This window comes from Natronoarchaeum mannanilyticum (assembly GCF_039522665.1).
In the GTDB taxonomy this organism is placed as follows: domain Archaea; phylum Halobacteriota; class Halobacteria; order Halobacteriales; family Natronoarchaeaceae; genus Natronoarchaeum; species Natronoarchaeum mannanilyticum.
In genome coordinates this window covers 71,028-93,995 of sequence record NZ_BAAADV010000003.1, presented here as the reverse complement: position 1 = coordinate 93,995, position 22,968 = coordinate 71,028, and the positions used below count along the sequence as shown (strand labels likewise).

Annotated in this window: 22 protein-coding genes; 7 read left to right on the top strand and 15 right to left on the bottom strand. The window is 64.8% G+C overall.

Going from position 1 to position 22,968, the window contains the following annotated elements; translation table 11 throughout:
• Positions 1-121 precede the first annotated feature (121 nt).
• Positions 122-1,084, bottom strand: a complete 963-nt coding sequence (locus ABDZ81_RS08885; RefSeq protein WP_343773608.1) for an AIR synthase family protein — start codon at positions 1,082-1,084, stop codon at positions 122-124.
• A gap of 202 nt (positions 1,085-1,286) precedes the next feature.
• Between ABDZ81_RS08885 and ABDZ81_RS08880 the strand changes: the two genes are divergently transcribed.
• On the top strand, positions 1,287-1,748 hold the full coding sequence (locus tag ABDZ81_RS08880; RefSeq protein WP_343773607.1) for a hypothetical protein: 462 nt from the start codon (positions 1,287-1,289) through the stop codon (positions 1,746-1,748).
• Positions 1,749-1,871: 123 nt separating this feature from the next.
• Positions 1,872-2,426, top strand: a complete 555-nt coding sequence (locus ABDZ81_RS08875) for a FaeA/PapI family transcriptional regulator (RefSeq protein WP_343773606.1) — start codon at positions 1,872-1,874, stop codon at positions 2,424-2,426.
• A 12-nt stretch (positions 2,427-2,438) separates the two neighbouring features.
• On the opposite strand, the gene phoU is transcribed toward ABDZ81_RS08875, so the two are convergent.
• Positions 2,439-3,116 carry a phosphate signaling complex protein PhoU gene (gene phoU / locus ABDZ81_RS08870; protein WP_343773605.1) on the bottom strand — a complete coding sequence of 226 codons (678 nt, stop codon included), beginning with the start codon at positions 3,114-3,116 and terminating at the stop codon, positions 2,439-2,441.
• A gap of 190 nt (positions 3,117-3,306) precedes the next feature.
• Here phoU and ABDZ81_RS08865 point away from each other — a divergent pair, with 190 nt between their 5' ends.
• Positions 3,307-4,353, top strand: coding sequence for a glycosyltransferase family 4 protein (locus tag ABDZ81_RS08865; RefSeq protein ID WP_343773604.1), 1,047 nt, complete (start codon positions 3,307-3,309; stop codon positions 4,351-4,353).
• A gap of 66 nt (positions 4,354-4,419) precedes the next feature.
• Here the strand turns inward: ABDZ81_RS08865 and ABDZ81_RS08860 are convergent, their stop codons facing one another.
• Positions 4,420-5,217: an alkaline phosphatase family protein gene (locus tag ABDZ81_RS08860; protein ID WP_343773602.1), complete on the bottom strand. Its 798-nt coding sequence runs from the start codon at positions 5,215-5,217 to the stop codon at positions 4,420-4,422.
• Positions 5,218-5,561: 344 nt separating this feature from the next.
• On the opposite strand from ABDZ81_RS08860, the gene ABDZ81_RS08855 reads away from it, so the two are divergent.
• The gene (locus ABDZ81_RS08855; protein ID WP_343773601.1) at positions 5,562-7,004 is read left to right on the top strand and encodes a sulfatase-like hydrolase/transferase; all 1,443 of its coding nucleotides are present in this window, start codon (positions 5,562-5,564) and stop codon (positions 7,002-7,004) included.
• Between the two features lie 49 nt (positions 7,005-7,053).
• Here the strand turns inward: ABDZ81_RS08855 and ABDZ81_RS08850 are convergent, their stop codons facing one another.
• From ABDZ81_RS08850 to ABDZ81_RS08825, 6 genes are all read right to left on the bottom strand, one after another.
• Positions 7,054-8,490 (bottom strand): oligosaccharide flippase family protein, encoded by a 1,437-nt coding sequence (locus ABDZ81_RS08850; protein WP_343773600.1) that lies wholly within the window; start codon positions 8,488-8,490, stop codon positions 7,054-7,056.
• Positions 8,491-8,715: 225 nt separating this feature from the next.
• Positions 8,716-9,606 (bottom strand): alkaline phosphatase family protein, encoded by an 891-nt coding sequence (locus ABDZ81_RS08845; protein WP_343773599.1) that lies wholly within the window; start codon positions 9,604-9,606, stop codon positions 8,716-8,718.
• A 169-nt stretch (positions 9,607-9,775) separates the two neighbouring features.
• The gene (locus tag ABDZ81_RS08840; RefSeq protein ID WP_343773598.1) at positions 9,776-10,909 is read right to left on the bottom strand and encodes a glycosyltransferase; all 1,134 of its coding nucleotides are present in this window, start codon (positions 10,907-10,909) and stop codon (positions 9,776-9,778) included.
• A gap of 25 nt (positions 10,910-10,934) precedes the next feature.
• Positions 10,935-11,483: an SAM-dependent methyltransferase gene (locus tag ABDZ81_RS08835; RefSeq protein WP_343773597.1), complete on the bottom strand. Its 549-nt coding sequence runs from the start codon at positions 11,481-11,483 to the stop codon at positions 10,935-10,937.
• A 244-nt stretch (positions 11,484-11,727) separates the two neighbouring features.
• Entirely contained in the window at positions 11,728-12,819 is a 1,092-nt protein-coding gene (locus ABDZ81_RS08830; protein WP_343773596.1) for a glycosyltransferase, read from the bottom strand.
• Between the two features lie 54 nt (positions 12,820-12,873).
• A complete protein-coding gene (locus ABDZ81_RS08825) occupies positions 12,874-14,034 on the bottom strand; it encodes a glycosyltransferase (RefSeq protein WP_343773595.1) in 1,161 nt (386 codons plus the stop codon).
• Between the two features lie 121 nt (positions 14,035-14,155).
• Here ABDZ81_RS08825 and ABDZ81_RS08820 point away from each other — a divergent pair, with 121 nt between their 5' ends.
• The 3 genes from ABDZ81_RS08820 to ABDZ81_RS08810 all read left to right on the top strand — a co-directional run bounded on the left by ABDZ81_RS08820 (position 14,156) and on the right by ABDZ81_RS08810 (position 16,389).
• Positions 14,156-14,806 (top strand): HVO_0476 family zinc finger protein, encoded by a 651-nt coding sequence (locus ABDZ81_RS08820; protein ID WP_343773594.1) that lies wholly within the window; start codon positions 14,156-14,158, stop codon positions 14,804-14,806.
• Between the two features lie 60 nt (positions 14,807-14,866).
• A complete protein-coding gene (locus tag ABDZ81_RS08815; protein WP_343773960.1) occupies positions 14,867-15,532 on the top strand; it encodes a protein-L-isoaspartate(D-aspartate) O-methyltransferase in 666 nt (221 codons plus the stop codon).
• Between the two features lie 119 nt (positions 15,533-15,651).
• The gene (locus ABDZ81_RS08810; protein ID WP_343773593.1) at positions 15,652-16,389 is read left to right on the top strand and encodes a protein-L-isoaspartate O-methyltransferase family protein; all 738 of its coding nucleotides are present in this window, start codon (positions 15,652-15,654) and stop codon (positions 16,387-16,389) included.
• 39 nt (positions 16,390-16,428) lie between these two features.
• On the opposite strand, the gene ABDZ81_RS08805 is transcribed toward ABDZ81_RS08810, so the two are convergent.
• From ABDZ81_RS08805 to ABDZ81_RS08780, 6 genes are all read right to left on the bottom strand, one after another.
• Positions 16,429-16,878 (bottom strand): DUF7382 domain-containing protein, encoded by a 450-nt coding sequence (locus ABDZ81_RS08805; protein ID WP_343773592.1) that lies wholly within the window; start codon positions 16,876-16,878, stop codon positions 16,429-16,431.
• Between the two features lie 194 nt (positions 16,879-17,072).
• The gene (locus tag ABDZ81_RS08800) at positions 17,073-17,981 is read right to left on the bottom strand and encodes a PhnD/SsuA/transferrin family substrate-binding protein (RefSeq protein ID WP_343773591.1); all 909 of its coding nucleotides are present in this window, start codon (positions 17,979-17,981) and stop codon (positions 17,073-17,075) included.
• A 2-nt stretch (positions 17,982-17,983) separates the two neighbouring features.
• Positions 17,984-18,943, bottom strand: coding sequence for a metallophosphoesterase family protein (locus tag ABDZ81_RS08795; protein WP_343773590.1), 960 nt, complete (start codon positions 18,941-18,943; stop codon positions 17,984-17,986).
• A 108-nt stretch (positions 18,944-19,051) separates the two neighbouring features.
• Positions 19,052-20,245, bottom strand: coding sequence for an FxLYD domain-containing protein (locus ABDZ81_RS08790; protein ID WP_343773589.1), 1,194 nt, complete (start codon positions 20,243-20,245; stop codon positions 19,052-19,054).
• Positions 20,246-20,474: 229 nt separating this feature from the next.
• Positions 20,475-21,302 (bottom strand): carboxylating nicotinate-nucleotide diphosphorylase, encoded by an 828-nt coding sequence (gene nadC, locus ABDZ81_RS08785; RefSeq protein ID WP_343773588.1) that lies wholly within the window; start codon positions 21,300-21,302, stop codon positions 20,475-20,477.
• Between the two features lies 1 nt (position 21,303).
• Positions 21,304-22,968 (bottom strand): L-aspartate oxidase, encoded by a 1,665-nt coding sequence (locus tag ABDZ81_RS08780; RefSeq protein ID WP_343773587.1) that lies wholly within the window; start codon positions 22,966-22,968, stop codon positions 21,304-21,306.

Genomic DNA, 22,968 nt, shown 5'->3' with positions numbered 1-22,968 from the left:
TCGACGCGCCGCGAGAAGTTCGTTCGCGCCACCTGTCTCGGTTTGTCAGCAGGCTCGTCGGGTTCGGTTGCCGACGTGTCCGTCGAGGAGACGGTCCGCGCCCCGAAGCGTCGACGCCGAGCTACTCCCAGAGCGGGTACAGTTCGTCGCGCGGCGGCTCTGCGAAGTGCTCGCCGTCGAGGTCGACGCCGTGGCGCTCGCTTTCGACGACTCGGCCGATCTCCGCTCCCTCGATGCCGGCGTCGTCGAGCGCCGCGAGCGCGTCCTCGACGCGCTCTGCGGGCAGCGTCGCCAGCAGCGCACCCGAGCCGAACGTTCGCAGGGGATCGACGCCCATCGCCGCGCAGACCCGCTCGGTTTCCTCGCGCACGGGGACCGCCGCGCGCTCGACCTCGACGCCGGCCTCGGCGGCCCGCGCGAGCTCGACCAGCCCGCCCAGCACGCCGCCCTCGGTGGGGTCGTGCATCGCCGTGGCGTGCTCCCGGAGGACGCGGGCCTCGGGGACGACGCTGATCTCCTCGAAAAAGGTCGCCGCGGCGTCGACGGCGTCGGCCGGAAGACCGAGCTCGTCCGCGAAGTCCGTCGCGAGGATCGCCGTCGCCTCGATCCCGGCGCCCTTCGTCAGGACGACGCGATCGCCCGGCTCGGCGCCGCCCGTGGGAACGAACCGGTCGGTCGTGCCGATCGCCGTCAGCGAGAGCAGCGGCCGCTCCAGCTGGTCGACGTACTCGGTGTGGCCGCCGACGATCGTCGCGTCGAGCGCGGCGGCCTCCCGGTCGAGATCGGCCACGATCGCGTCGATCGTCGCGTCGTCGGCGTCGCCGGGGAGCAGGAGGACGCTCGTCAGCCACTCGGGATCGCCGCCGCTCGCGGCGACGTCGTTGCACGCCACGTGGACGCCGAGCGTGCCGATGCGCTCGGCCGCGAGCGAGATCGGATCCGAACTGACGACCAGCGTCTGCTCGCCCAGTTCGATCGCCGCGGCGTCTTCGCCGAACCCGGGACCGACGCCGACCGCCGCGCTCGACGCGCCGGTTCCGGCGAGCACCCGCGCCAGCGTCTTCGGATCGACTTTTCCGACCATGCCGACACTCGACGCGTCGGCGCCTTCTACGTTGTGCTCCGCGCGGAGTTCGACCGTCCGGCCGGCCCGCGGATGACGCTCCGGTAAGCTCGCCTTTCCGACGGTCTCGCCGCCGTCGCATCTCGGTATTCCGAGGAAGAACCGCTGGACCGATAGATTAAAGCGGTCCTACCGCCGCTTCCGTGACGAGTACGATCGCCCTATGGACCCCCTCCAGCTCGCCGCGACGCCGCTCCGCCTCCTCGCGGTCGGCGCCGTCCTGCTCTGTACGCTCGGCCTCGGCACCGTCGCCCACGAGTACGCCCACGCGCTCGCGCTGCGCGCGATCGGCGTCGACTACGAGATCCGCTGGCTGGGAGATCGCGGATCGGCCGGGCTGCTCCGGGCCGGACTGCTGGGCACCTGGGCGTCGGTGCGACCCCGCACCGTCCCGGCCGACGCGCCGGCGTGGGGGGTCCGCCTCGCCGCGCTGATGCCGCTGACGCTCCTGGCGCCGTTCGCGCTGGTCGTCTTCGGCGTCCTGCCGGACCCGCTGGCGACGGGCGACCCTCGCGTCGTCGCCGCCGCGGTCGCGTGGGCCGCCTGCGCGCTGCCGAGCCCGCAGGACTTCTCGGTGGTGTGGTACGCCGAGACGGCGATCGAGCGCGCGGTCGCGGACGACTGAGCAAGACGGTCGATCCGCGCGTCAGGACGGCGACTCGACGGGAACCGGCCGTCCGATCACCCAAAAAGTTATCACGATGACGGATGACGGAAAAAATGATGCTCGACTCCGCGGGGGTGACCGATGAGCGACAACGACGATCGTAGCTGGGGACAGTTCGTCGAAGAGGTCCCCGACGAGGAGCTGTTATCCGAGTTCGAGGGCGCAGAGCCGCGCACCGCAGCCGAGATCGCCGACGCCATCGCGACGACGGAGTACGAGGCCCGGAGCAAGCTCGACGCGCTCTGCCGGGCGGGCGAACTGCGGCGCAAGCGAGTGCGCGAGGAGCCGCCGCTGACGGTGTGGTTTCGGCCGCGCGCGGCGTTCGTCGACGAGGACGGCGACGGCCGGCCGGTCGACGAACGCGTCGACGAGCTGCTGAAGGACATGGAGATGCCCGGCGTCAGCGGGATGATGCGCGACTGGCGCCGGGACGCCGTTCGCGCGGCCTTCGACCGGCTTCGCGAGGACGGTGAGCTGGAGGCGGCGGATTTCAAGCGCGACGTGTATCCGTCCCACGCGGCCGGGTACGACGACCCCGAGCCCTGGTGGGAGACGGTCAGCGAGCGCCTGGGTGACCTGCCGGGCGTCGTCGATCCCCACTGGGGCGGCGAAACGTGGCGCTACGACGGTCGGTGAACCCCCTCGTTTTCAGTAGATCAGCTCGTCGTCGCTTTCGACCATGTACACGGTCCGCGCGGAGATGTTGACCGCGTGGTCGCCGACGCGCTCGAGGTCGCGGATCGTCAGAAGCAGTCTCGAGACATCGTTGAGTAGCTCCTCGATCTCTTCGTCGTCGGGCGCGTCGAGCTCGCGCTCGATCAGGTCCCGGACGACGGTCTGGCTGGCCTGCTCGCACAGCTCGTCGAGCTCGTCGTCGCGGGAGGCTATCTCTCGGCACGCGTCGGTGTCGCGCTCGGCGTAGGCGGTCATCGCGTCCTCGATCATGTCGTGGGTCAAGGTTCCGATCGCCTGGACGTCGACCTCCGGGAACACGTCCTCGTAGGCGCTCAGCGAGTACTCCGCGAGGTTCGTCGCGAGGTCGCCGACCCGCTCGAGGTCGGTGATGATCTTGAACGACGACGCGATGAAGCGCAGGTCGCTCGCGACCGGCTGCTGGAGCGCGAGCAGGTCGATGCAGTCCTGTTCGAGATCGAGGTACAGCTGGTTGATCTCGTGGTCGCCCTCGATGACGTCCCGGGCGGTCTCCCGGTCTTTCTGTTCGAGCGCGTCGAGTCCCATGCGAAGTCGCTCCAGGACGAGTTCGCTCATGTACAGTACGTCTTCCTCTAGATCCGCGAGTTGCTGCTGGAAATCGTCTCGGGCCATACTGGTACGGTGCTGCTCTCGCGGTAAAAGTGCTATCGGACTGGGAAGGTTTGCCGCCGCCGCCGGAAGATCCTCCACCGACATGAATCCCAGATGTTTTGATCCATCCTCGCCACTTTTACCGCATGACTATTGAAGCGGCCCGGCCGTTCGATCTTTATCTGGACGCACCCTATCGTTCGACCGGCGGATGAAGATCCTCCAGGTGACACCCCGGTACGCCCCCCGAACCGGCGGCGTCGAAACCCACGTACGAGAGTTAGCTACTCGCCTGGTCAAAGCCGGTCACTCGGTGACGGTCGTCACTGCTGACCGCCGCTCCGACGACCCTCGGAACCAGACGATCGATGGCGTCGACGTCGTCCGCCACCGTGGCGTCGCCCCGGGCGGAGCGTTCCACGTGGCGCCCGGCGTCGCAGCGACTGTCCAGACTAGCGCCGCCGACATCGTCCACGCCCACAACTACCACTCTCTGCCGCTACTGTTCGCTGCCGCCGCCGTCGGTAGCGACCAGCGCTTCGTGGCGACACCGCACTACCACGGCGGGAGTGCTGATCGAGTCCGCGACGTGCTGCTCGATCTCTACCGGTACCCCGGCGGTTGGGCCCTGCGCCGCGCTGACGCCGTGATCGCGGTTAGCGACTGGGAACGAGATCGTCTCGCTCGGGACCTAGACGTCGATGCGCGAACGATCCCGAACGGGATTGACCGCGATCGGTTCGCGGACGCAACGCCCGAAACTCGCGATCGCCCGTATCTGCTCTGCGTGGGTCGGCTCGAGGAGTACAAGGGAATCCAGCACGTGATTCGGGGGCTCGACCGGCTTCCCGAGTACGACCTCGTCGTGGCGGGAAGCGGGCCCTACCGAGACCAATTGGAGCGGATCGCCGAGCGGGTCGGCGTCGCGGACCGCGTTCACTTCGAGGGGTTCGTTGCCGACGATCGACTGCCATCGCTGTACGCTGGTGCGTCGGTGTACGTCTCGCTCTCGGCGTTCGAGGCGTTCGGGATGACCGTCCAGGAAGCAATCGCCGCTGGGACGCCGTGCGTGGTCCGCGAGGCGGGCGCGCTCGCCGAGTGGGCGTACCGGGACGGAGTAGCGAGCATCACATCCGACGAGCACGACGCCGTGGCCGCGGGAATTCGTTCGGTACGCTGTGAATCGACTGATCCGTCAACGGTCAACGACTGGAACGACGTAGTGTCGAAGATAGAGTGCGTGTATTCTCGTTCTTAGTGCAGTAGTGAAATCGTTACACCGTAGATGTTCGCGGCGATGCGGATGCGTTATAGGCACGTACAATCAATCACCCAGATATCCGAGGTCTCTGAGCCTCTCTTTGTTTTTGGAGATTCGATCGTGATTGCCCTGCCCCGCCGCGATTTCGCGGCGCTCCCCGTCAATCTCTGCCCAAGGAACAGTAGTCAAGTTCGGATGATATACCCCCTCTGGGTGTGCATATCCACGAACAGGAATTGGCCATAGGATTTCGCCCAGTAGCTCGCCGTGATCTGCGCTAATCACCGTCTTCCCGTCCAGATCGTCCATCAGTTTCTCGGCGTAATGATACACGTACTGAAGATTTCTGCTGTACCCGTCCCAGATTTCCCCCGGTGAAACGCGGCCGGTAACCAGATTCGTTCTCGGTTCGAGTTCTTCGTCGATCTCTATCTCTCCGTCTCCTCTGCCGATAACCGGATCATGCGGCTGGAAGTAGTGGACAATAAGCCTTTTGTCCGGATGGGTATCGTGGATCTTCCGCGTCACGTCGTTCATCACGCTAGCCGGGACAGTGCCGACATCGTCCCACTTCTCGAAGTCGATCGAACTACAGGACTGGACCATCTCTTTCTCCTCGAACACGTCGATAACTTTGAAGAAAATGTCCTGTTCGAGAACGTGCGTCCAAGGGTTCGCGACGACGTATATCGTGTCGTTGTACGTTTTTCCGTTGAAATTGTTTCTTATCCATTCCGGGCTGTTTCCGCCCTTCGATCGTATCGTCTCGTACGAATCGAACTGATCTACTCCGACCACTTCTTCAAACATGTCCGACCTGCAGGCATCGAAGATGAACAGGTTATCCCAGTCTCTCGACATGACATCTTCGCCTCCGCTACCGTAGATGAGTCTTGTTAACGGACCGACAACACGAGAGAGCAACCGATGCCGCCACCACCATTGATCGTCGTAGTTTTCAAGAACGCTTCTGAGTTGGCCCATTGCCCTCGCTAAGAGCGGTCGTCGTGGTAAAAATACTTAGGTTCGTCTTCGGACCTGACGTGAGCGTTGTCTGCCGATCAGTACTTGCTCTGTGGGAGAGTCACGGTGAGCAGGACCAACAAACGTATATTTTCCCGGAACGAACGTAATATCCGACTCTCGACACCGTCTTCGCCGATCCCAATAGCTCCAACGGTGTCGAGGTATTTCAAACACCAAATATGACTCGAAATGTCGTTTTTGTCGTTCTGGATACAGTCCGAAAAGACTTCTTCGACAAGTACTCGTCCCGGCTACGAGAACGTTCCGACATCGAGGTCCAGCGCTGCTACGCGGCGAGCACTTGGACGATCCCGAGCCATGCCTCAATGCTGACGGGACATCTCCCCAATGAACACGGCATACATGCCTACTCTCCCTCCTATTCGACGATTTCCCTTGAGGACACGTTCATCGACGACCTCGACGAACATCGGTCCGTCGCTGTGAATGCGAACTTCAACCTGAACACTCGACAGGGATTTCGAGACCTGTTCGATCAGTACAACGCGATCTCGTTCACGAGGTTCGGATTCCTAGACGGGGGTGTCGATCTTGTGTCATTCGCGGCGAACCACGACGGAGGGTCATCGAAGTATGCCAAGTTCCTACTGAAGGCGGCTAGGGAGCGATCGCTTCTGCCGAGTCTGGTAAACGGCGCCGCAGTCAAGCTGTACGAAACCGGCAGTTGGTTCCCGGCCGTTCCTCGGTACGCCGACTACGGAGCACAGAACGTCGTTGCGGGCGCTAAGGATGCGCTCTCGAGCAGTAATTCCGGACGACCAGTATTCCTGTACGCAAATCTCATGGAGGCTCACATGCCTCACCGTGCGGTCGCCTCCTACGATCGATCACTGTACTCGACACCGGCGTCGTGGTCGTCGGACGAGGTTCCCAACTGGGAGATGAATACGGCGTCGGATTTCGACCAGTACTCGTCGTACGTCGAAAATCTCCGCGAACTGTACCGGGCATCGATCGACTACCTCGATCGAGTGATCGCCGAGTTCCTCGAGTGGACCGAACGAGAAATCGACACCGAGACGACGGTTATCGTAACCTCGGACCACGGCGAAAACCTCGGATACGACTACGAGGATAACCTGATCGGACACGCCGCAGGCGGCCTTTCAGAGGGGCTGTTGCACGTCCCGCTGCTGGTGTTCAATCCGCCGGATGAATTCGACCTTGACGAGAACCAACCGCTGTCACAACTCGACGTGGGCGAACTCTGTCGTGCGATCGTTGACGGATCTTCGCCTCGGTTACCGCGCACTGAGGTGCCTGCAGAGCGGGTGGCCGTACCCGGTCGCGACACGCTGAGTGAGGAACTTGAGGAGTTCGAGTACTGGGACCGCGCGGAACGCTGCGTATACCAAGACGATATGAAGATCGTGTGGGATTCGTTGGGACGCCGCCGCAAGTACGCCGTCGGTCGATCGCCCTCTCGAGAGGAACTCGTCGATGGGGAGGACGGCGACGAACCGGTCGTGAACGACTTCTCTACACCTCTCTCGGAATACAAAGAGCGTATGAACGAACGGTACGGAACAGACGTCGTTCTGGTTGATGACACAGTCGACGCTGGCGTCAAAGAACGGTTGAAGAACCTCGGCTACGGCTGAGGATATGCCACAGACCGGCCGACGCCGAACCTGGACCGCGGTGCCACCGTCAGCCGTACCGCTCGATTGCGTCGTCGAGAATACTCTTCGCGGTGAACAGAAATACGTCCGAGAGCGCGATCAGCGCGATCCCGTACACGGCTGCCCCGACGCTGACGATCGTGAGCAGTTCGAACCACGAACTGACGCCGATCCACCGGTGGAGCAACTCGACGACGGCGAACATCACGAGACCGGCGAGAAACTGGTATCGGAGCGGGTCCGGGAAGATGGCGTAGCGTACGTGGCGACGCGCGTAGTACGTTAACAGGACGTAGCTCGTCACTTCTGCGACGACTGTCGCCACGACGACCCCGAGCGCACCGATCTGGTAGATGAGCACGACCCCGAGCGCGACGTTTGTGACCACCGTGAGGGTCTTGATCCAGAGGAGTAGATCGGGCCGATCGTACCCCGAGAGCACCGACGAAACCTGGGTCGTCTGCGTCCGAAAGATCTGGTAGATGCCCAGTCCGATCAGGAGCGCGGCGGCGTCTCGATACTGCCCGCCGAACACGGTCACCACGATGCTTTCGGGCATCGCCAGGGCGCCGAAAAATAGTGGGACGGCGAACAGGGATGCGAACGCGACGTTGTTCGTAATTTGTCCATCGACCGCCTCGTCGCGGCTCACCTGCGCGCTGACTTCCGCGAACAGCCCGGATCCCATCACCGACGCGAGAAGCGTCGCAGGCAACATCAACTGCAGAGCGATCTGGTACTGCCCTGCGGCGGCGGTTCCGAGCACCGCGCTCAACAGGAGCACGTCGAGCTTGCTGTAGGCCGTTCCGACGAAGTTGTTCGGCACGGAAAAGCGGGCGTATGCCCAGAGACTCTCGAGGGTCGATCTGCTCGGCATCGCCGGCCGAACGCCGAGGACGAACAGTGTGAGGGGGACCGTCATCAGCGACGCTACCGTGAGTCCGTACACCATCCCGCTGACGCCCAGCCCGAAGACGACGACGAGGAGTAGCTGAAGCGGGATCGTGAACAGGGACCGGAGCATGTCGAGAGTGACCGCCGTTCCGAACTTTCCGAGTCCAGCGACCATCGGCTGGGCGATCTTGAAGAAGACGACGCCCGAGAACACGACGGCGACGAGCAGCGGGCCGTTCTCCATGTCAAAGTAGTCGACGAAGGACTCCGCAACCAGTGCGCCCGCGAACACGACGGCCGCGCCGACCAGCGCGACGGCGAACCCCGCAGTGAGAATTTCCCCGGGATCGTGATCGTACTCGGAAATACGCTTCTTACATGCGTTTCCGAACCCGCTGACCGGATTGTCGAGGACGGCCGATACGGCGAGGATCACGTGAAAGCTGCCGTAGCCGGCGGGGCCGAGCACTCGCGCGAAGACGATGCTGCCGAGGAAGCCGATGGCTGCCAAGACGATCTTCGCGACGAACCCCTTCGAGACTTCCAGCCCGAACTCGCCACCTTGACTCATCTCTCGTGCTCCCGTAATCGAGAGACGTACTTGAAACGCTCTACTACCCGGCGGTGTCGGGCGATGCTCACGGTCTGTGTCGACACCTTCGAGGTGCGCCGCCGGGTGCGTTGTGGGTGCGACTCGCGCATCACGTCGGCCGCGGGACTCCGGTGTATCCGGTCAGATCGGGCACTGCGTATCGGCGCCTCGGAAGCCGTCTCTCGGCCCGCGGACTGCTCCGTGTCACACCTTGTACCCGAGATCTCTGAGTCGGTCGTCGACGACGTCCTCTTCGACGGCCACGGTCCGGACGCCGTCGTTGGTGATCGACCTACGATCGCCGTGCTGGATCTCCGCCCACGGAACGTCGACGAGTTCGGGCGATCGGAGTCCGATAGGATGTGCGTACCCTCGGATCGGGAAGGGAGAGAGTCGCTCGCCGAACATCTCGCCGTGGTCGCTGGTCACGACCGATTTTCCACCCAGTTCTTCGGTGAGCGTTTCGGCGTGGTGCCACACGTACTCGAGGTTTTCGCGGTACAGCGACCACACCTCCTCGCGTTCGATTTCTCCCGCTGCTAGCGGGCGGCCGGGATGGATGTCCGGAACGGCGTCCTTTCGACTTCCGTCCGGATTTCCGACGAACGGGGCGTGGGGCTGGAAATAGTGGACGATCAGTCGCTTGTCGGGGTACTGCTCGGCTGCTTCCAGCGCCGCCTCGTTGACTCGTTCGGCGGGTACCGTCTCGCCAAATGTCATCCCAAGCTCATTGAGCACTTCAACCTCGGCCAGTTCCTCCTGTTCAATGTCGAAGTCCTCTAGCCAGATGTTCACGATGTCGTGAAATGCGTCGGGAGCGATTTTCGACACCCATGGATTCCCACTGACGTACACGGTATCGCCGAACGTCTCGCCGGCGAAATTCTCCTCCATCCACTCCGGTGTCGCCGACGCTTGCGACCTAACGACCTCGTACGCGTCGAACTTGTCGAGATCGATTGTCGCCTCGAACAGATCCGAGCGGCAGGCGTCCAGCACCAGCAGATTGTCCCAGTCACGGGCCATCACGTCGATTCCGGGGTCCTCCTCCAAGGACTCCTGAATCGGCCCAACGATGCGGTTTTGGAACCGCATTCGCCACCAGTACGTGTCGTGGTAGTTATTGCGTATCTCGCTTATTATGTATTTGATGTTTTTGCCGAACATTCTCAACACAGTATTCCTTGGCCTAAGAGTGACACGGTGATGCTATAATTGTCTTCTGCATTCTCCGAAGGTCAGCGACGGTTTTCGAGACCCTCATTTATAGATATTCGGATATTGATGTATGACTGGACTGTTCAACGACCTCTTCAATGACTGCTCCGATACGCCGACGAAACTCTTCGACGTCGTAGTCCGCGGCCGTCTGCTGAATCTCATTTCGAGTCATCGTAACGCCTTCTGACTCAAACGTTCGCACGGCGTCGGGAAGATCCCCTCTTTCGTAGAGAACCCCGTTTTTCCCGTTTATTATTTGGTAGGATGTGTACCCATCGTCGACACCAAGAACTGCCGTACCGCTGGCGAGCGCCTCCGCAGACGAAATCCCGAATTGTTCGACTCCTGAGTTCAGAATGTAACCACGACACGACCCGAGGAGGTCGTACTTTCTTTCCTCGCTGACCCAGCCCAGAATCTCTACGTTATCACCCGCGATACCTCGCAATCGATCCTCGATTGGGCCAGTCCCCGCCACCTTAAGTTTTCGGTTTGGCAGCTCTGTTGTAAACATCTGGACCAACTCTTCGACCCCTTTATCACCAGTTAGTCTGGAAACAGTAAGGTAGTACTCTTGTTGATCACGCTTGCTGTACTTTGATACGTCGATCGGCGGGTACGCGATAGCCGGTTTAATCCCGAAGTAACGGTTTAGCTCTTGAGCTGTGATCTCGGAGTTTGCGATATACGCATCGGCGTACCGGATTGTATGAGTTCGCAGTACGCGACTGACCAATCCAATTAGCCTATTGGTTCTAAATTTCGATAACTCTGAGAAGCTCCGGTAGGCGAGTTCCGGCGCTGAGTGCGCGTATCGGATCAGATTCTGTTCAGGTGGTGGCGTATACCAGTCGAAACTACTAGCAGACTGAATAACGATGTCGAAATCGGTTAATTCGGGAACGTGCTGAAATTCCCAAAGAGTATATAAGTTCCTCACGAGAGAGGATTCACCTGCAAGTTTGCCCGTGATTGATTTGTCATCACGGATGACATGACACTCTATGTCGGTGCTGACGTGTTCAGTTACGCCCGACCGGCAGAACCCGATATAGAGCGGGGCGTCGAAGGTTCGAGCGATTTCTTCCGCGACACGCATACCTCCCCCGTGTTCTAATGCGACACCATGAACGACGGCGACCTGGTCATCATCAGTAAGTCCCTGGCGTGATCTCATTGGTTTCTTTATAACGGAGGGTCAATTATCGTTCCGCAACGACTGTCTTGTGGTCCTTTTCAGGTGTGTCCCCCGGTAAGGCGTCGCACACGGCCGTAATCTCATATCCGTGTTCCACGAGTTTATCTTTAATTTCCTTGCTCGGCGCGCCTGCGAATCCATGCGCTTCGATGATGGCGCGCTCCGGATCAATCGTATCAAGACTTTCGATAATTTTTGTTTCTGCTCCCTCGCAGTCTGTAATCAAAACGTCTGCTTCGGGCAACTCGTCCGGGTCCACGAACCGTGCTCCCTCAAGCTCGCCGAATACATCCACGTTTTCGCCGACGAGCGCGTGAACTACTTCGACGCGCTCCTGCATGCCGTTCAACATGACCGTTTCTTTCGTGACATCATATCGAGAGCGGCTCGCTTCATACGTGGTGACCGTCCCTTCCTTTCCTGCACAGCGGGCTGCCCAGATTGTGGCGACGCCGAACCCACTTCCTATCTCAACGACTAAGTCTCCCGGCTCAACCGTGTTCCGGACGGCACTGATCGTTCCATCTTTCCATTCCGGTTTTGTATCCCGCATATCTAACAGTCGGGGCCACCTGACGGCTACACCGTTGAATGAACCGATCTTACGGGGTAGACGGCTTCGCAGGAGTTTATTGTATGGATACCGGAGCAGGGACCGTAACATGGCCCACACCACTGCTTCAAGTATATTCATGCTTTCGGCATCTCTCCGAAGCAGTGGGGATTGTAACCTCGTTTTGACTTACCAGAATCGATTGCCTCCTTTAACCAAGGGAAATAGAAATACCTGTCTCTGATCATCCGCCCGACGACGTATCAGCACGCTGGTATATGTCGAGTTGCTTTTCGACTACGCCTTCAAATGACCTGTCTGACCTGTACTTACCAACTCTTTCTTTCAGTTCTCTCGACCGCTCGTCGCTCTCGACGATCGTTCGCACGATCGAGGCCGCTCGGTCGATGTCGTTGAAGTCGACAACCTCTACGGCGTCCCAGTTGTCCGACAATCGCTCGAAGTACGGTTCATCGCTCCCGACGACTGGCCGCTCGTAGGCCGCACACCAGTTGAAGATGCCGCTCTGCGTGACCTCGCGGTAGGGAAGCACCACGAGGTCCGCAGCAATAAAGGCCGCGTGGAAGCGACGGTCGGACAGCACGCCCGTCATCTGGACGTTCTCCGGGATCTCGCGTCGTATCTCCTCGAAGTACTCATCGGCGCCCTGGCTCCCGCCGGCGAGGAGAAACGAGTAGTCCTCGAGACGCCGGGCGAGGTCGACGAAGAGATCGCACCCTTTCTCCGGCCGGACGTACCCCGGTTCGACAATCACCGTCTCGTCGGGATCGTAGCCGAACTCGGCTTTGGCGTCCGCTTCGTCCATCGGCTTCGTCTCCGTCGGCACGCCATGTGGCAGCACGGTGACGGACTCGAGCGGAGCGCTCTCGAGGAACTTTTCTTTGCAGTTTTCTGATAGAAACACGGCCTCGTCCGCGATGGCGGCGACCATCCGGTTGTTCAGCGCCACATACGCTCGCTTGAGCGGTCGCAGCGGTGCGCCGACCGTATCGCTGTTCCAGGCGCTGTGGAACGTCACCACGATTCGCTTGTCTCGGAGCGTCGCCAGAACAAACAAGATCGGAAAGAACAACCAACTCATCAGGCTCTTCGGGCCGAAGATTCCATACTCGTGCTGGACGTGAACGGTCGGCGCGTCCGAGAGTCCCGCCTCGAATGCCGCTCTCAGGAACTCGAAGGGGTCGAGCGATCCGAGTTCGACGTAGACTTCGTTCGCATCGAGCGCCTCCGGCATCGCGCGGAGGAGGTCGCCTGTGTAATTGCCGATCCCGCACGATCCGTCGTCGGGGGTCGTGACCATAGTGACGTCGCTCATCTGCTGATACTGTGAAGAACCTCTGTACGCGCTTAGATATTATGCCTCTCGCCGTCAGTTGAATGCTTCACGGAGCTCCTGGTCGACATCCCACGTCCCGTCGCCCTTCCCGGCCAACAGTTTCAGACTCGCCCGGAACAGCGACACCTGTGTGTCGAACAGCGAGTACAGCAACTGGAACGGCCCCAGCGCGTCGCGCGAACCGAGTAAGACGACCGCCGCTAGCGCCGACGGAACAACCAGCCCAACGGGGCCGCCGACGGTCAGAGCCCCAAGAGTCGCGATACCGACCATTCCGGCAATGAGCCACGGAGAAATTATCATGAACCACCAGTTGAACGGCAACACGACGCGTCCATACTTCCCGTACCGTCCCACCATCCCCCGTTGTCGCCACAGGAGCCGTAACAGGCCCATCGCCCGCCGATCTTTTTGCTGACGACGCTTCCCGAACGACGAATGGGCGGCCTCTCGGTACCGTATCGCGGGGTCGAACACTACGCGCCCACCTTCTTTCCGAATCTTCAGCGCGAGCTCCGTGTCGTCGGCGATCGAGTCCTCATCGATCGGTCGGATCGCGTCGCGCTCAAACGCCGAGAATGGTCCATGAAAGATGAACGTCGAGTCGAGGTGGGACTCCAGCGTCTGGATCTTCGACTGCACGTCGCGGTACCCCCGCTCGACCTTGCTGCCGCCCAGCACTTCGGCGTTTCGCCCTGTCACAGCCGCTACGTCCGGATCGGCGAGATTCGCTACCGCTTCCCGAATTGCGTCGGGCGCCACTTTCGAGTCGCAGTCCGTCTTGACGACGACCTCGTTGTCGGCTGCGGCGTACGCCTCGTTGAGCGCGACCGCTAAGCCACGACGCTCGTCTTCGCGCAGTAGCGTCAGTTCCGGCGCGTCCCGGTCCTCGAAGAACGCCTCGATCAGTTCCGGCGTCTCGTCGTCGCTGGAGTCGACCACGACCAGCTCGACTTTCTCCATCGGATAGTCCAGTTCCAGCAGATCTTCGAGTTTCGTCTCGACGATGTCGGCCTCGTTGTACGTCGGCAGCACGACGCTGACCGCCGGTTCGACCGGCTCCTTCTTTGCGGGCGACCCCTCCGGCTTTCGGAGTTCGTAGAGAATAATGTAAATCGCATACGGTAACCCCGTCAGGGCCACCAGCCCGCCGACGATCGCCAGTAGGCGTGTGACACCTCCGCGCAAATTCATAGGCCCGTCTTTCGAGACCGACCCAAAAACTCCATCGGTTAGCCCCTTGGTCTACCTCCCTTCCGCGACCGACATCCCGCACTCCCACTGCTTATACCTTCTCGGACGCTACCACGTTGATATGACAGAGACTGCGGAGCGCGTGGCCGCCGCGTGCCCCTCGTGTTCGCCCGACGTCGAGACGGTCCACGAGTTGCTCAAGGACGGCGGCCAGGCGACGGTGCGATGCACTGAGTGCGACCACGTCCACAAGACGAAAATCGAGCGCGACACCACGGTTCAGCGGAACGTCGTCGTCTCCCAGGAGGGCGAGTCGTTCACCGCGACCGCCGAGCCGCCCGCCGACGAGACCCTGGCGGTCGGCGAGGAGTTCGTCCTCGACACCGACGAGGCGATCATGACCGTCCGGATCACCAGCCTCGAACTCGACACCGGCGGGCGCGTCGAGGAGGCGACCGCCGAGGACGTCGACACGATCTGGACGCGCGCGGTGGGCAACGTCGGCGTCAACGCGACGATCCACCCGAAAGACGGGAAGCGAGACGACACCCGGAGCGTCACACTGCAGGTCCCCGGCGACTACGAGTTCACGGTCGACGCGACCGACGAACTCGGCGAGGAGGAGTTCACCGTCGAGGGGATCTACGTCCGCGACGACGCCGCCGGTTACAACCACGACAAGCTCGATCACCCGGGCGACTCGGCCCCCGCGAAGGACGTCAAGCGGCTGTACGTCCGCGACGAGTCGACGACCGCCTGGTCGGCCTGGTAAGGCGGTCCGCGATCCAGGGAACTCGCTCGAATCGTGCGACTTCCCCGCTCAATCCGACGCCTGCTTCCCATGTTCGGCTCCGACGACAACCCCGACGAATCGTTCGAGCGCCGACGCGACCGGATGGTCGATCGGCTCGCGGAAAGCGGGCGGGTCACCGATCCGGCGACGCTCGATGCCCTCCGCGCGGTACCGCGCCACGAGTTCGTCCCCGAGGGGCGCCGCGGGAACGCCTACGCCGACCGCCCGCTGCCGATCGGCGACGACCAGACGATCAGCGCGCCACACATGGTCGGCATCATGGTCGAGCTGCTCGACGCCGCGCCGGGTGACGACGTGCTCGAAGTCGGCACCGGCTGCGGGTATCACGCCGCGGTGACCGCCGAGGTCGTCGGCTCCGAGCACGTCTACAGCGTCGAGTACAGCGCCGAACTCGCGGAGCGAGCCCGCGAAACGCTCGCAGAGCTCGGCTACGAAGACGTCTCCGTCCGCGTCGGCGACGGGCGCGAAGGCTGGCCAGAGCACGCCCCCTACGACGCGGCGTATCTAACCTGCGCGGCCCGGGAGTTCCCCGACGCCGTCGGCGAGCAGCTGCGCGACGGCGGCGTCGCGCTGGCGCCGATCGGCGCTCGCAGTCAGACGCTACAGCGGTACCGCAAGCGATCCGACGGCGAATTCGACGTCGAGGATCACGGCGGCGTCCGATTCGTACAGATGCGCGGATAGCGTTGGGGTTCGCATAGCGGGATGCTCACTCCCCGAGCGGCCGCGCCGCCCTGCGATTGCAGGCCGGGTGCTCGCGACCGGCCGCGCGATTCTTAACCGTCCGGACCGTCACCTGAAACATGGAACCCGCGGTGCTGCGTGACGACATGGTCGACAGCCTCGAGCACGAGGCCAAGGCGGTCGTCCGTAGCGATCAGGTGAGCGTGGCGATGCGGGAGGTCCCGCGTCACGAGTTCGTCGAGGACGATCGCGGCGCGTACGCCGACACCAGCCACCGGTGTCTCGGGACGCGCGTGCTCGCCCCGAGCACGGCGGCGCGACTGCTCGAGGCGCTGGACGTCGAGGCCGACCACACGGTGCTGATCGTCGGCGCGGGCGTCGGCTACACCGCCGCCGTCGCCGCCGAGATCGCCGGTTCGTGCAACGTCCACGCCCTCGATATCGCACGCTCGCTCGTACTCGAAGCCAGGAGCAACCTCGCGGACGCCGGCTACGGCGAGGTACTGGTCGACCGCCGCGACGGCGCCGACGGGCTGCCCGAGTACGCGCCCTACGACCGGATTCTACTGGAAGCCGCCGCAGTCCGGCCGCCCGACGCCTTGCTCGACCAGCTCGACGACGACGGTCGGCTGGTGATGCCGCAGGGCGCGAGCGAGCAGTCGCTGACCGCGTTCGACGCCGACGGCGAGGCCGAAGAGCTCGGCGGCGTGGCGTTCGCGCCGCTGCTGGTCGACGGCGAGCAGGTCGACGCGGTCGAGCGCAACCGCACGGCTCGCGAGGACCGCGAGCGCGCCCGGCGCGAAGCCCAGTCGCGCCACGGCTGGCAACGGGACTGGATCGACTGGGAGGACCGCTGACTCAGCTGCGACGTCGAACGCTTTGTCTCCAGGCCCCGTCTACCGATCGACGACCAGCACCTCCGTGTTCTGGCGCTTGTCCTGGAAGTCGGTGCCGCTGGGGGGCTTGATGTCGATCTGCAGCGTGCCGCGATCCTGATTCTGGCGGAGCTCGGGGTCGATCCGGACCGACGCGGTGCCGTCCTCGCCGGAGGTACCGGTCGCGATCTCGTCGAGCTGGGCGGAGTCGCCGTCGACGACGACCGTCGCGCCCTCGACCGGCTCGCCGCTCTCGTCGACGACCGTCACCGAGAGCGTTCGCTCGTCGGCGTCGATCACCTCCGCTTCGGGCTGGGCGTCGAGTTCGGTCGCGCCGAGCGTGCCGATGCCGCCCAGCATCGACATCATGATGCTGAGACTCGCAACGCCGACGACGATCGCGATCACGAGCCTGATCGGCAACCCCTCGATGGCCCTGTCGTCCGACAGGAACGCCTCGTACGTTGGCATGGGGGCTCTCGCCGCGGCATCCGGTATAAACGGTCGGACTGGACGCAGATCGTCGTCGGGGCAAACGGCCCGTCACCGCGGCAAACGGTCCGTCACCACGGTACACGGCTCGTCCCGGGGTGGCTCAGTCTCGTCGGCCAGGTCACGACACCCCAGTTCGATCTCCTCTGCAGTGTGTCTATCACGGCGTTCTCCTACAGGGCGTCGAGGCGGACGCCGAGAGCGGTCGCCCGTTCGGCGACGGCGTCCAGCGCCGCGGCGTCGACGCGCCGAACCTCGGAGAGCCATCCCTCGCGTTCGGATGCCACGGCGCCCGCGGCCTCGACGAACCGCTCGCGCTCGACGCGGGGCATCGCGGCGCCCGCGACGAGCACCGGTCGCGGGAGCTCGCCCGCGCTCGCGATCGGTCGCAGGCCGGCGCGATCGGCCGCCGTCGCCGTCGTACCGATCGCCGCAACCTCGTCCGCCACCGCGGTGGCGCTTCCGCTGTCGACCCACCGGACCCCGAACTCGTCGTCGAGGGCGACGCCCCGGCCGAGTGTCTCCTCGATCGTCCCGAGCGGGTACAGCGAGTCGATGCCACAGAGCGGGTCGCCGAACGCGACGCGTCGGTCCCGCAGGTCCTCGATCCCGCGGACGTCGTCACGGGCAGTCGCGAGGACGCTCTCGACGCGTTGGCCGTCGCCGCGATCGATCCGGCCGTCGGCCGCCTGCGCCAGGACGGTGCCGATGCCCGCGCGCTCGGCCAGCAGCGCCGCGAGCGGGTCCAGCTCCGCCGCCGCGGCGCGCCCCTCGACGAGCCCCGAGAGCGCGACCGTCGGCGTCGGGACGCGCTTGACGGCCAGTTCCGGATCGTCGCCCACGGTTCGGCGTCCGGAGGCCGCGGCGGCCGTGCCGGACCCCGATTCGCTTGCTTCTGCCGTCCCGACGTCCGCCAGCCGCGTCGACGCCGGCGTCCGGAGCATCGTGAAGGGACGGTTCCACGGGCCGGCCCAGCGCTCGGCGTCGACCGCGCCGAGCACGCCCAGCGCGCCGATCGAGCGCAGCACCGTCCGGCGAGACGCCTGAAGTGATGCCGGCTCGGTGTTGTCGTCGGGCGGCACGCTCACTCACCTCCCCGTTCGTCGACGAGCGGAGCGGCGGCGAGTCGGCGCTCGGCCCACTCGGTCACCTTGCGGCCGACCTGATTCCCGCCGGCGCCGTGGAGGCGTACGTCGACGGCGGCCGTCGGCGTCTCGACGGGGACGAAGTGGATCGTCGTGCCCTCGGGCCCCACCTCAACGAGCAGGTACGCGCGCGGGTACGAGCACAGCGCGGGCGCGATCACCTCGCGGACGCCGCGCTCGCGGCTCGTCGCCGGCAGGTGGTGATGGCCCGAGAAAACCAGCGGGACGTCGTGGCCGGCGAGCACGTCGAGCGTCGCGTCGGCGTCGCGCAGCGTGAAGTGGCTTCTGGAGAACTGTTCGTGCTCCGGCAACGCCATCACCGGATGATGGCCGAGCACGATCGGTGTCTCCGCGTCGTCCAGCGCGTCGTCGAGCCACCGGCGCTGGCGCGCTCCGACCGCGCCGTCGTGGGATGTTCGAAGGCGACCGTGAGGATGGGTCGCGGTGTTCAGGGTAACGACGTCGACGCCGCCGAACGACCGCCGGGCGGGCAGTCCGTCCTCGCAGAAGCGCTCGGCGAACGCCTCGACGGGAATCACCCGGTGGTCGAGTTCTGCTTTCGGAACGTCGTGGTTGCCGGGAATCGTCGCAGTCGGCGCGTTCAGGCGCTCGATCAACTGCTCGTATCGGTCGAAGTTTCGACCCTCGCCGTCCTTCGTGAGATCGCCCGCGACGAGCGCGGCGTCGACGCCACGGTCGTTCACGTCCGCGATCGCGCGTTCGAGCGCCGTTTCGGTGCGGTGAAGCGCCTTCCACGATCCTTCGGCGCGCGTCGCGAGGTGGGCGTCGGCCAGCACGGCCAGCCGGACCGGCTCGTCGACGTGCGGACGCTCGAACCGCGCCAGCACCGACTGGTCGAGGGGCGCGATCGTCTCGGGGGACCGATCCAGTTCGTTCATCGTCTCGCGTCCGGGCAAGTGCGCGCTGCGGATAGTGGGACCCGCGTCGCTCGTCTACCGACCGTTACCGTTTCCATGACAAAAAACGACGCCCCGAGGCCCGGAGCCTCAGAACTGCGTCCCCTCGACTTCGATGTCGTACTCCGCGATGTCCTCCGAACTCTCGAGGATCAGCGCCTCGAACTGCCAGGAATCGCCGCCGTCGAGGTCCGACGTGATGTCGATGTACTGGTCGAGCTGGTTCCCGTCGGCGTCGTACACCGTCACCTGCACTTCGACGCTGTCGTAGGTCTCATCGCCGGTGTTCTCGACTACACCTTCGACGTACACCTCCTCGAACACGTCCCCCTCGGCGACGAACTCGTGTTCGGTGATCTCTAGATCTCCGTCTTCGAGCTGCTCGTCGCCGACGCTCACGGCGCCGTCCCCGCCGGAACCGTCTTCGCCGCTGCCGTCCCCTCCGGAGTCTTCCTCGGCCGTCTCGGCGAACTCGATCTGCATGGCCATACTCTCGTCGGCGAGATCGTTCCAGCTCACCGCGCCCGCCTCGGCGACGTTCTCCGGGTCGAGCGCATCGTCGTCCAGCACGGTCGCGGCAGTGAACTCCGGGCCGCGCTGCGCGGGGTACGTTTCCTCCCCGAAGTTTGCCTCGCCGCCGTCGACGACGATCCGGCCGACCATTCCAAAGATCTCGTGGGGCGCACAGAGGACGTCGTAGACGCCGGGTTCGTCGAAGCGGTAGAGCCAGAACGTCTCGGCGCCCAGAACCGGCGACGAGAACGGCGGAACGCCCTCGGGCACGCGGCGCTGGCGTCCGAGCGCCGGGTGGTAGGCCGTCACCGTGTGGTCGGGCGACGCGAGCGTGAACCGGACGACGTCGCCGGACTCGACGGCCAGCCCCGTCGGCTCGAAGACGAACTCGGGGAGCTCCTCGGCGCTTTCGGGCGGCTGTGGCGCTCCGTTGCCGTCTGGTCCACTCCCACCCGCTCCACCGTTGCCGCCACTGCTTCCCTCCCCGCTACCTCCGTTGTCGTCACCGTTGCTGCTTCCCGCTCCGCCGCCCGTCCGCGTCTCCAGGGCGACCTCGTGGTCCGGCTGGAGATCGTTTGGGAGCGAGTCTCCACTGTCGCCGGCCAGTCCGGAGTACCCCAGCGTCGGGTGAATGCAGTCCGGGAGCGCACACTCCTGTCCGCCGCCGTTCTCTCCACCGCCGCCGCCGGACTGGGTCGCGAGCGCGCCCGTTGCTCCCGTTCCGAGTGCCGATGCGGCGCCGACCGTCCGTAGCAGGTTGCGTCGCTGCATGATCGGGTGCACGACGCCTCTCCAGTTAGTTGCAGACGACCGTTCGAGAGTAGCGTCCCTCTCACGTCGTGCAAATACGGTTCGGTATTCGGAGAGGACGCCGCGACGCCGGGGTAAGTTTCGCCGCGCCGACGCCGCGATCGCCGGCCGCGTCCGGCGGTACCCGCGAGTACTGTTTGTCGCGAAAGGCGAAGGTTGTGACAAACGGTAACAAACACCAGTCATGACGTCAGGACCGACGCCCCGTCCGAAAGGACAGATCCAGCGTCGACGCGCTGTGGGTCAGCGCACCCATCGAGATCACGTCGACGCCCGTCGCGGCGTACTCGGGCACCGTCTCGACGGTGATGCCGCCCGACGCCTCCGCGAGGACGTCCGGGTCGGTCTCGCGGAGCAGGTCGACGGCCTCGCGCGTCTCGGCGGGCGTCATGTTGTCCAGCAGGACGACGTCGGCCCCCGCGTCGGCGGCCCGCGGCGCGTCCTCGGGCGATTCGACCTCGACGTCGATCTTCGTGGCGAACGACGCTTTCTCGCGGAAGTGCGTGACGGCCTCCTCCAGTCCCATCTCGGCGACGTGGTTGTCCTTCACCATCACCATGTGGGAGAGGTCGAGCCGGTGGGTGTCGCCGCCGCCGGCGACGACCGCGCGCTTCTCGACGCCGCGCAGGCCCGGCGTGGTCTTTCGCGTGGCGGCGATCGCCACGTCGTCGGACTCGGATCTGGCGGCGTCGACCGCCGCGCGCGTCTTCGTCGCGACGCCGGCGGCGTGGCCGGCGACGTTCACCGCGACGCGCTCGGCGCGCAGCACATCCCGAGACTCGCCCTCGACCCGGAGCACGGCGTCGCCCGGCTCGACTCGGTCGCCGTCGGCGACTGCCTTGACGACGTCGACGCCGAGGTACTCGAAGACGGCCGTCGCCGCCTCGACGCCCGCAAGGACGCCCGGTTCCTTCGTGACGAGCCGGCCGGTCGTCTCGTCGGGGACGTCGTTGGTCACGTCGTGGTGGCCCAGGTCCTCGCGCAGCCAGCGCTCGACTTGGCGGTCGGTGACGGGCATCTCAGTCGTCCGCCGGTTCGGCGTCGGGTTCGTTCGGCGCCTCGCCGTCGGCGTCCACGAGGTAGTGACAGCCGACCGACTCGGGGTTCTCGGCGGCCGCCCGCGCGATCAGCAGCGCGGTGACGCTGGCGTTGCGAAGCTCGTAGAGGTCCCTGGCCGTTCGCGTCCGGACGTAGGCGTCGACCTCGCCCTTGAGCCGCCGGAGCACGGCGGCCGCGCGGCGGAGCCTCTCGGGATCCCGCCGGAGACCGACGCGCTCGTCCATCACCCGGCGCAGGCGCGTGAACTTCTCGCCGGCGAACCGATCGGGGAGCGCGGGATCGCTGTCGAGCAGGTCGGGCACCTCGATCGGTTCGGGGTCGGCGCCGACCGCTTCCTCGCCCGCCCGCAGCCCCCAGACCAGCCCTTCGAGCAGGCTGGTGCTGGCCAGCCGGTTGGCGCCGTGGACGCCGGTGCGCGCGCACTCGCCGACCGCGAACAGGCGATCCAGGCTCGTCCGGCCGCGGTCGTCGACGTCGACGCCGCCACAGAGGAAGTGCTCGCAGGGCGCGACCGGGATCCCCTCGCTCCAGTCGACCCCGCGATCCTCGCACTCCGCGGCGAGGTCGGGAAACTCGCGCTCGAAGTCGAGCGGGCTCACGTCCAGCACAACCTCTCCGGTCGCCTCGCGTTCCTCCTGAACGGCGCGGGCGACGACGTCGCGCGGGGCGAGTTCGGCGTCCTCGTGGTACTCGGGCATGAACCGCTCGCCTGCGCCGTTCCGCAGCAGGGCGCCCTCACCGCGGACGGCCTCGCTGATCAGGAACGTTGTCGCGCGCTCGCTCGCGTCGCCGTCCCCGCCCGCGGCGTCGCCGCGCTCGGCACCGGTGTCGGGATCGAACGCGGTCGGGTGGAACTGCACGTACTCCATGTCCGCGACGTCGGCGCCCGCCAGCGCGGCCATCGCGACGCCGTCGCCGGTCGCGCCCGCCGGGTTCGTCGAGCGGGGGAACAGCGAGCCGACGCCGCCGGTCGCGAGGATCGTCGCGCCGGCGAAGGCGGGGTGGCCCGTCGGCGCGCGCTCGCCCGCCGGCGTCCGGTCGAGCTGGACGCCGTGGACGCGCCCCTCGTGGGCGATCAGGTCGAGCGCGGCGGTATCTTCGAGAATCGTCACGCGCTCGTGGTCGTCGAGATACTGCAGGAACGGCCGGAGGATGTGGGTTCCCGTCGAGGCGTCGACGTGGAGGATCCGCTCCTCGGAGTGGGCGGCCTCGCGCGCGAAGTCGAACTTCCGGTCCTCGGCGCCGTCTCCGGTCTCCGCGTCGGCGTTATCGTCGTCCTCGGTCGCCGCGTCGGCGTCCTCGCCGTTCGTGTCGAAGCCGACGTCGAGCGTGTCGAGCAGTACGTCTCGCACCGCGTCGTTGGCGTCCTCGACGAGCACGTCGACCGCCTCCGGATCGGCGGTGCCGGCGCTGGCCTCGATCACGTCGCGCTTGAACTGCTCGGGGTCGTCGCGCGAGGTCGCGATGCCGCCCTGAGCCCAGTCCGTACTGGCGTCCTCGGGACGCTCGGCTTTCGTTGCGACGAGCACGTCGGCGCCCTCGCGCGCGGCGGCGAGCGCGGCCGAACAGCCCGCGATGCCGCTCCCGACGACGAGCACGTCCGCGGTGAGGTGGTCCTCGCTCAT

What these genes read in the sequence shown, in the direction of transcription:
- ABDZ81_RS08885 (WP_343773608.1), bottom strand. Translation starts at nt 1,084, where the DNA reads ATGGTCGGAAAAGTCGATCCGAAGACGCTGGCGCGGGTGCTCGCCGGA.
- ABDZ81_RS08880 (WP_343773607.1), top strand. Translation starts at nt 1,287, where the DNA reads ATGGACCCCCTCCAGCTCGCCGCGACGCCGCTCCGCCTCCTCGCGGTC.
- ABDZ81_RS08875 (WP_343773606.1), top strand. Translation starts at nt 1,872, where the DNA reads ATGAGCGACAACGACGATCGTAGCTGGGGACAGTTCGTCGAAGAGGTC.
- phoU (WP_343773605.1), bottom strand. Translation starts at nt 3,116, where the DNA reads ATGGCCCGAGACGATTTCCAGCAGCAACTCGCGGATCTAGAGGAAGAC.
- ABDZ81_RS08865 (WP_343773604.1), top strand. Translation starts at nt 3,307, where the DNA reads ATGAAGATCCTCCAGGTGACACCCCGGTACGCCCCCCGAACCGGCGGC.
- ABDZ81_RS08860 (WP_343773602.1), bottom strand. Translation starts at nt 5,217, where the DNA reads ATGTCGAGAGACTGGGATAACCTGTTCATCTTCGATGCCTGCAGGTCG.
- ABDZ81_RS08855 (WP_343773601.1), top strand. Translation starts at nt 5,562, where the DNA reads ATGACTCGAAATGTCGTTTTTGTCGTTCTGGATACAGTCCGAAAAGAC.
- ABDZ81_RS08850 (WP_343773600.1), bottom strand. Translation starts at nt 8,490, where the DNA reads ATGAGTCAAGGTGGCGAGTTCGGGCTGGAAGTCTCGAAGGGGTTCGTC.
- ABDZ81_RS08845 (WP_343773599.1), bottom strand. Translation starts at nt 9,606, where the DNA reads ATGCGGTTCCAAAACCGCATCGTTGGGCCGATTCAGGAGTCCTTGGAG.
- ABDZ81_RS08840 (WP_343773598.1), bottom strand. Translation starts at nt 10,909, where the DNA reads ATGAGATCACGCCAGGGACTTACTGATGATGACCAGGTCGCCGTCGTT.
- ABDZ81_RS08835 (WP_343773597.1), bottom strand. Translation starts at nt 11,483, where the DNA reads ATGCGGGATACAAAACCGGAATGGAAAGATGGAACGATCAGTGCCGTC.
- ABDZ81_RS08830 (WP_343773596.1), bottom strand. Translation starts at nt 12,819, where the DNA reads ATGAGCGACGTCACTATGGTCACGACCCCCGACGACGGATCGTGCGGG.
- ABDZ81_RS08825 (WP_343773595.1), bottom strand. Translation starts at nt 14,034, where the DNA reads ATGAATTTGCGCGGAGGTGTCACACGCCTACTGGCGATCGTCGGCGGG.
- ABDZ81_RS08820 (WP_343773594.1), top strand. Translation starts at nt 14,156, where the DNA reads ATGACAGAGACTGCGGAGCGCGTGGCCGCCGCGTGCCCCTCGTGTTCG.
- ABDZ81_RS08810 (WP_343773593.1), top strand. Translation starts at nt 15,652, where the DNA reads ATGGAACCCGCGGTGCTGCGTGACGACATGGTCGACAGCCTCGAGCAC.
- ABDZ81_RS08805 (WP_343773592.1), bottom strand. Translation starts at nt 16,878, where the DNA reads ATGCCAACGTACGAGGCGTTCCTGTCGGACGACAGGGCCATCGAGGGG.
- ABDZ81_RS08795 (WP_343773590.1), bottom strand. Translation starts at nt 18,943, where the DNA reads ATGAACGAACTGGATCGGTCCCCCGAGACGATCGCGCCCCTCGACCAG.
- ABDZ81_RS08790 (WP_343773589.1), bottom strand. Translation starts at nt 20,245, where the DNA reads ATGCAGCGACGCAACCTGCTACGGACGGTCGGCGCCGCATCGGCACTC.
- nadC (WP_343773588.1), bottom strand. Translation starts at nt 21,302, where the DNA reads ATGCCCGTCACCGACCGCCAAGTCGAGCGCTGGCTGCGCGAGGACCTG.
- ABDZ81_RS08780 (WP_343773587.1), bottom strand. Translation starts at nt 22,968, where the DNA reads ATGAGCGAGGACCACCTCACCGCGGACGTGCTCGTCGTCGGGAGCGGC.